Source organism: Sulfuricurvum sp. (assembly GCF_023250475.1).
In the GTDB taxonomy this organism is placed as follows: domain Bacteria; phylum Campylobacterota; class Campylobacteria; order Campylobacterales; family Sulfurimonadaceae; genus Sulfuricurvum.
The window spans coordinates 1-5,414 of sequence record NZ_JAHFAQ010000139.1; the positions used below are offsets into that span (position 1 = coordinate 1).

The window sequence follows — 5,414 nt, forward strand, 5'->3', positions numbered from 1 at the left end:
TGCTACCACGGACACAGCGATGCGTTATTGGTTCAAGCCGGTTCGGGTACCGTGACATTCGGAACACCGAGTTCTCCGGGAGTACCCGCTGATTTCGCTAAACACACGTTGTTGGCGGAGTATAACAATATCGAGAGTGTCAAACAATGTTTTGCCGACAGCCCAGGGATTGCTTGTGTCATCATCGAGCCGATTGCCGGCAATATGGGGCTTGTTCCGGCAACCAAAGATTTTCTTGCCGAACTTCGCACGGTATGTGATGAGTATGGTGCATTGTTGATTTTTGACGAAGTTATGAGCGGCTTTCGTGCGTGCTTACACGGAGCGGAGAGTATTACGGGAACCAAGCCGGACCTTGTGACTTTGGGTAAAGTAATCGGCGGCGGTATGCCGGTCGGTGCATTCGGAGGTCGTCGTGATATTATGGCACACCTCTCACCGGAGGGCGGTGTGTATCAGGCGGGAACTCTTAGCGGTAACCCTGTCGCAATGGCGGCGGGTCTTGCTTCTATCCGTAAGCTTAAAAACAATGCAAAAGTATTCGGTGTTCTCGAAGAGCGTGCAAAGCGTCTCATGAACGGGTTCGCAGAAGCGGCTGTGCAGAACAACATCGGGCTGCAAACCGATGTACGCGGTTCAATGTTCGGATTTTTCTTCTCAGATGAATCGGTAGGAAATTTTGCAGAAGCACTTAAAAGCGACACGGCTCGCTTCGCCCGTTTTCATGCCGCGATGCTCGATGCAGGGTTCTACTTCGCCTGTTCTCAGTTTGAGACAGGATTTATTTGTACTGCAACGACCGATGCCATGATCGAAGAGACCATCGCTGCCGCAAATAAAATCTTCGGGGAGCTGTAATGGAAAATCAAGAAGAGCATAAACCGCGTATTAAGCCGATTATAGAGGGGGCGGAGAGCCTTTCTTTGGGTATATCGATGGTAGTTGCTATTCTCATCGGTGTTGCGATCGGGCTGGGGCTTAAAAAGGTTACAGGGATTGCATGGTTATTATGGATCGGTGTTGCAATCGGTATTGCCGCTGCTGTCATGAATGTCTACAAAGCGTATAGCAAACAATACAAAGAGTTTGAGAAATTAGCCAAAGATCCTCGTTACAACATGGGGAAACAGCAAAAAGACGATGATGACGATGATGAGGAGTGATCATGTCTAGTTTTTTCGTTGCGATGCTCTCCTCTATGCTTATCGTTATGGGGTCACTTTATTCGTATCGCAATATGATTCAAAGCCGTGTCGCTGATGCTGATGTAGAGGATCATAAAGATGTGATCGATATGATGGATGATCCGTACGATTTGTATGAAGAGGAACGTGAACAAGAGATTACCGACATCAAGCAGATGATCAAAGAGGAAAAAGCTCGTCAAAAGAGCAATGTTATTCAAAATACAACACAAAATGCTTCGGCAATGGTATCCGTATACCGTTTAATACCGTACGCTTTTTTAATTTTAGGATTTATCGGACTTAACAACAGCCACGCATTGTCAATTTTACCCTATTTAATCGGGCTGGCGGTAGGAATGCCGATAGGATATCTACTTGCTAAAAAGATGTTTATTTCACAATCATAGGAACATTGATGGTTATTTTATTCTCTTTTTGATCGATGAAAAGGTTATTCTCTTCCGCTAAATGGGTGATCTCGGGGAGATATTTGCGAATAATCGATTCGGCGGAAATCTCGATGGAAAAGAGAGAATATTTTTCCCCCTCAAATTTTATATGCTCTCCGACACGGAAAAACAAACGGGTCAATATCTTTTCATTATTTCCCATAGAGATATAAATTTTATTGAGTAGCTTGATAAATATTTCGGTGTGAAGGCGGATTTCAGGGATAGTCGGATCGAGTTCTTTCAGGTATTTTGTGGATGAACCGATTGAATTAGAACTGATACACAAATCGATCAAGGTGTAGACATTCACCAGTTGACCGTCAGGTTTTTGCGCGGTAAATTGGAAAGAGGGGAGCTGATAGAGGCGTATACCGATCTGCTCTTCATCTTCATATCCGACCGTAATTCCGAAAAATTTAAACCGTCCGAATTCGAGCTCTAAAAAAGTTGTTTTAAATCCGAAAGATGAATTAGCGTAGGTGGTCGCTATTTTATAGATGGCAGAAGCCTCTATCGCACCGAGGAGGTATTGCGCCTCGGTGTTGAGCGACACGATTTTTCCATTGGAATTAAAAAGGATAAACGGATTAAAATCGTATTCAATCCACTGCTGATCGAAAGTCATCAGTCCTCGATATAGTTTTTAAGTTTACGACCCACTTTAGGGTGTTTGAGCTTTTTGATGGCGCTGCTTTCGATTTGACGGACACGCTCACGGGTAACGTTAAGCTCTTTTCCGATCTCTTCGAGAGTACGGTCACTTTCGTCATCCATAATACCAAATCGCATTTTGATAACCGCTTTTTCCCGCTCGTTAAGCTGTTCGAGAACGCTTTCGATTTGGACTTTCAAATCGTCTTTCAAAATTGCATCCGATGGAGAGAGAGACATTTTGTCTTCGATGAAATCTCCGAAACGTCCGTCTTCTTCATTTCCGATCGGAGCTTCGAGTGAAATCGGCTCTTTGGTAATTTTGATAACGTTTTTAACTTTCTCAACCGACAAGCCAACTTCTTCCGCAATGGTTTCGACATCCGGCTCTTTTCCGTGTTCTTGAAGATGTTTGCGCATAATTTTATTGATACGGTTGATTGTCTCGATCATGTGGATCGGGATACGGATCGTACGTGCCTGGTCAGCAATCGCACGGCTGATCGCCTGACGGATCCACCATGTCGCATAGGTCGAGAATTTATACCCTTTTTGGTATTCGAACTTATCGACCGCTTTCATGAGTCCGATGTTCCCCTCTTGAATCAGATCAAGAAACGGCAACCCGCGGTTGGTATAACGTTTGGCAATCGAGACAACGAGACGAAGATTCGACTTGGCCATACGGGTTTTGGAAACTTCCGAAATATTTTTACCCCGTTTGATCTGTTCCAAAATATCGGCCAATTTGTCCGGTTCCATATTGAAGCCACCCTTGGAAGCCTCTTTGGTCTGAATCAGTTTTTTGATCTCCATATAGGTGCTGACCATGGTTGCTTCAGGCACTTTCGTCGCGATCTCTTCTTTGGTCAAATCGCAGATTTTATTCAAAATCAACGTATGATTCTTTTTAAGCTGATCGTTAAAAAGAGGAAGTTTGTACTCAAGACGTTTCAATTCACGATCAAAACCTTCATCACTGCGCAATGCCGTTTCCATAGAACGGACAAGCTCATTGATGAGTTTAGAGGTCGGTCCGAGGTCAAGCAATGCCTCTTTAAGCATTTTTTTCTTGAAGCTGACGTTGAGAAAGAAGAGGACGTAGTCGGCATCCATCTCATCAATCGTACACTCTTCCAACATTTTTTCAGTTGCTTTTACCCACTCTTTTTTCGCTTTTTCGAGCGCTTTAAAAGAGGTTACAACTTTTTCTACCCGTTTTTTATCTTTAACGGAAGGAGCTTTTTCATTCGTTTCTTCTTCATCGGCATCATCATCTTCGCTGTCATCGTCCGCTTCTTCTTCTGATTCTTCAAAACTTTTGAAAAGTTCTTTAACCCGACGTTCGCGGTTAATAAGAGGATCTTTATAATCGAGGATAAAATCGATCAGATATGGGACGGAACAGATCGCATCAATGATAATCCCTTCTCCCATCTCCATACGTTTGGAAATTTCAACTTCTTCTTCTTTGGTAAGAAGGGGAATCTGACCCATTTCACGCAGGTACATACGTACCGGTGAATCAGAACGTGACCACTCAAGAAGCTCATGTTGTTTGAGAATATCAAACTCATCACCGCTCGCTTCTTCGATATATTTAAGCTGAGCGGCACGTTTGGCAGCCGCTTCTTGCTGATTGAGCATTTTGGCATGTTCAGAAGAGGTAAAGAGGCAGATTTTATGTTTCTGAGCCAATTTAAGGATGTTTTTTGCTTGCGCAAGGGTAGGTTGTTTGTCAAAAGGATCGACAATTGTTTCATAAGTGAGACAATTTTTAGATTTATGTTCGGCAAATAGGGTTTCGAGATGTTTATTTAGATCTTTGACACTCATACGAGGAGGACTCCCTTAACGTTTAAAAAGAGGGGGATTATACCGAAATTTTTCTTAAACAGTAGTATATGTTTAGATTTTTACCGTATTCGATACAGTGGAACACTTGTTGCTATGAAAGTCTCAATACTCCACAAGGATGATAAATGCAGACCGGATATTATGCGGCAACAGGGGGAATGGTAGCGCAATTTAATCGTATGGACACGATTGCGTCGAACCTTGCCAATGCCAATACTGCGGGATACAAGCGGGATCAGTTGATAACGGGAGATTTTGAACGTCTTTATAAAACGGCTCAAAGCAATCTACCAATCGCCAATCATACTGAAGAGGCGGCTCAGTATTTTAACCGCTCTCTTGCGCGTGTTCCTCAAATTACCGATGCCTATACCGATCATACTCTGGGTGCAATGCAGCGCACGGATAATACATTTGATTTGGCACTATCAAAAGAGGGACAGTTTTTTGCAGTCCAAACTCCTCAGGGGGTCCGTCTTACACGAGATGGAACTTTTACCCTGAATGATGAGGGAAAACTGGTCAACAAACAGGGACATGAAGTTCTCTCTGCCGATAAAACACCGATAACATTTAATCCGCAGGACAGTATTATCACTATTGATAAAAACGGTCAAGTCTCAACCAATGTTCCCGGATCGAATCAGATGGTCGCCAATAAAAAGCTATTGGTTGTCGAACCGCAAAATATCCGTAATCTTGCCAAAGAGGGGAATAATCTCTATACCCCTGACGCAGCAGATCCCCTGACTCCCTTGGCGGAAAGCGGAAGTGTTATGCAGGGATTTGTCGAAAAAAGCAACGTTAACGCAGTGAACGAAATGATTTCATTGGTCGAAGCAAACCGTTTGGTAGGGATGTACCAAAAAGCGATGGATACACAGATGAATGATATGAATAAAGACGCGATTGAAAAACTCGCGGTAACACGTCGATAAGATAAGGAGATAAGACTATGATGCAATCGCTCTATACCAGCTCTACCGGGATGCTGGCCATGCAAACCCAAATCGATACCACCGCCAATAATATTGCCAACGTTAACACCATGGGATACAAAAAATCCCGTGCCGAATTTGCCGATTTGATGTACAAAGTCATGACGTATGCCGGAACCTCTACCAGTGATACAACCAAATCACCGACAGGGATTGAAGTGGGTCTCGGGGTTCGACCGACAGCGATCAATAAAGTTTTTACCGAGGGAAGTTTGAAACAAACCGATAATACCCTTGATCTTGCAATTACCGGAAAAGGGTTTTTTAAA

At 43.5% G+C, this 5,414-nt stretch carries 7 protein-coding genes; 5 read left to right on the forward strand and 2 right to left on the reverse strand.

The window, feature by feature from the left end:
* From Q0C19_RS10715 to Q0C19_RS10725, 3 genes are all read left to right on the forward strand, one after another.
* Window positions 1-858, forward strand: an 858-nt coding sequence (locus Q0C19_RS10715; RefSeq protein ID WP_295055852.1) for a glutamate-1-semialdehyde 2,1-aminomutase, incomplete at its 5' end; no start/stop codon positions are given.
* On the forward strand, window positions 858-1,163 hold the full coding sequence (locus Q0C19_RS10720) for an AtpZ/AtpI family protein (protein ID WP_295055854.1): 306 nt from the start codon (window positions 858-860) through the stop codon (window positions 1,161-1,163). The genes Q0C19_RS10715 and Q0C19_RS10720, both read left to right, overlap by 1 nt.
* A 2-nt stretch (window positions 1,164-1,165) precedes the next feature.
* A complete protein-coding gene (locus tag Q0C19_RS10725; protein WP_295055856.1) occupies window positions 1,166-1,594 on the forward strand; it encodes a hypothetical protein in 429 nt (142 codons plus the stop codon).
* On the opposite strand, the gene Q0C19_RS10730 is transcribed toward Q0C19_RS10725, so the two are convergent.
* Complete coding sequence (locus Q0C19_RS10730) at window positions 1,578-2,264, reverse strand: hypothetical protein (protein ID WP_295055857.1); 687 nt, start codon at window positions 2,262-2,264, stop codon at window positions 1,578-1,580. The genes Q0C19_RS10725 and Q0C19_RS10730 overlap by 17 nt on opposite strands.
* On the reverse strand, window positions 2,264-4,126 hold the full coding sequence (gene rpoD, locus Q0C19_RS10735; protein ID WP_295055859.1) for an RNA polymerase sigma factor RpoD: 1,863 nt from the start codon (window positions 4,124-4,126) through the stop codon (window positions 2,264-2,266). The genes Q0C19_RS10730 and rpoD overlap by 1 nt, the downstream gene beginning before the upstream one ends.
* A 146-nt stretch (window positions 4,127-4,272) precedes the next feature.
* Between rpoD and Q0C19_RS10740 the strand changes: the two genes are divergently transcribed.
* Window positions 4,273-5,085 carry a flagellar hook-basal body protein gene (locus tag Q0C19_RS10740; protein WP_295055861.1) on the forward strand — a complete coding sequence of 271 codons (813 nt, stop codon included), beginning with the start codon at window positions 4,273-4,275 and terminating at the stop codon, window positions 5,083-5,085.
* 17 nt (window positions 5,086-5,102) lie between these two features.
* Window positions 5,103-5,414, forward strand: a 312-nt coding sequence (locus Q0C19_RS10745; protein WP_295055863.1) for a flagellar hook-basal body complex protein, incomplete at its 3' end; no start/stop codon positions are given.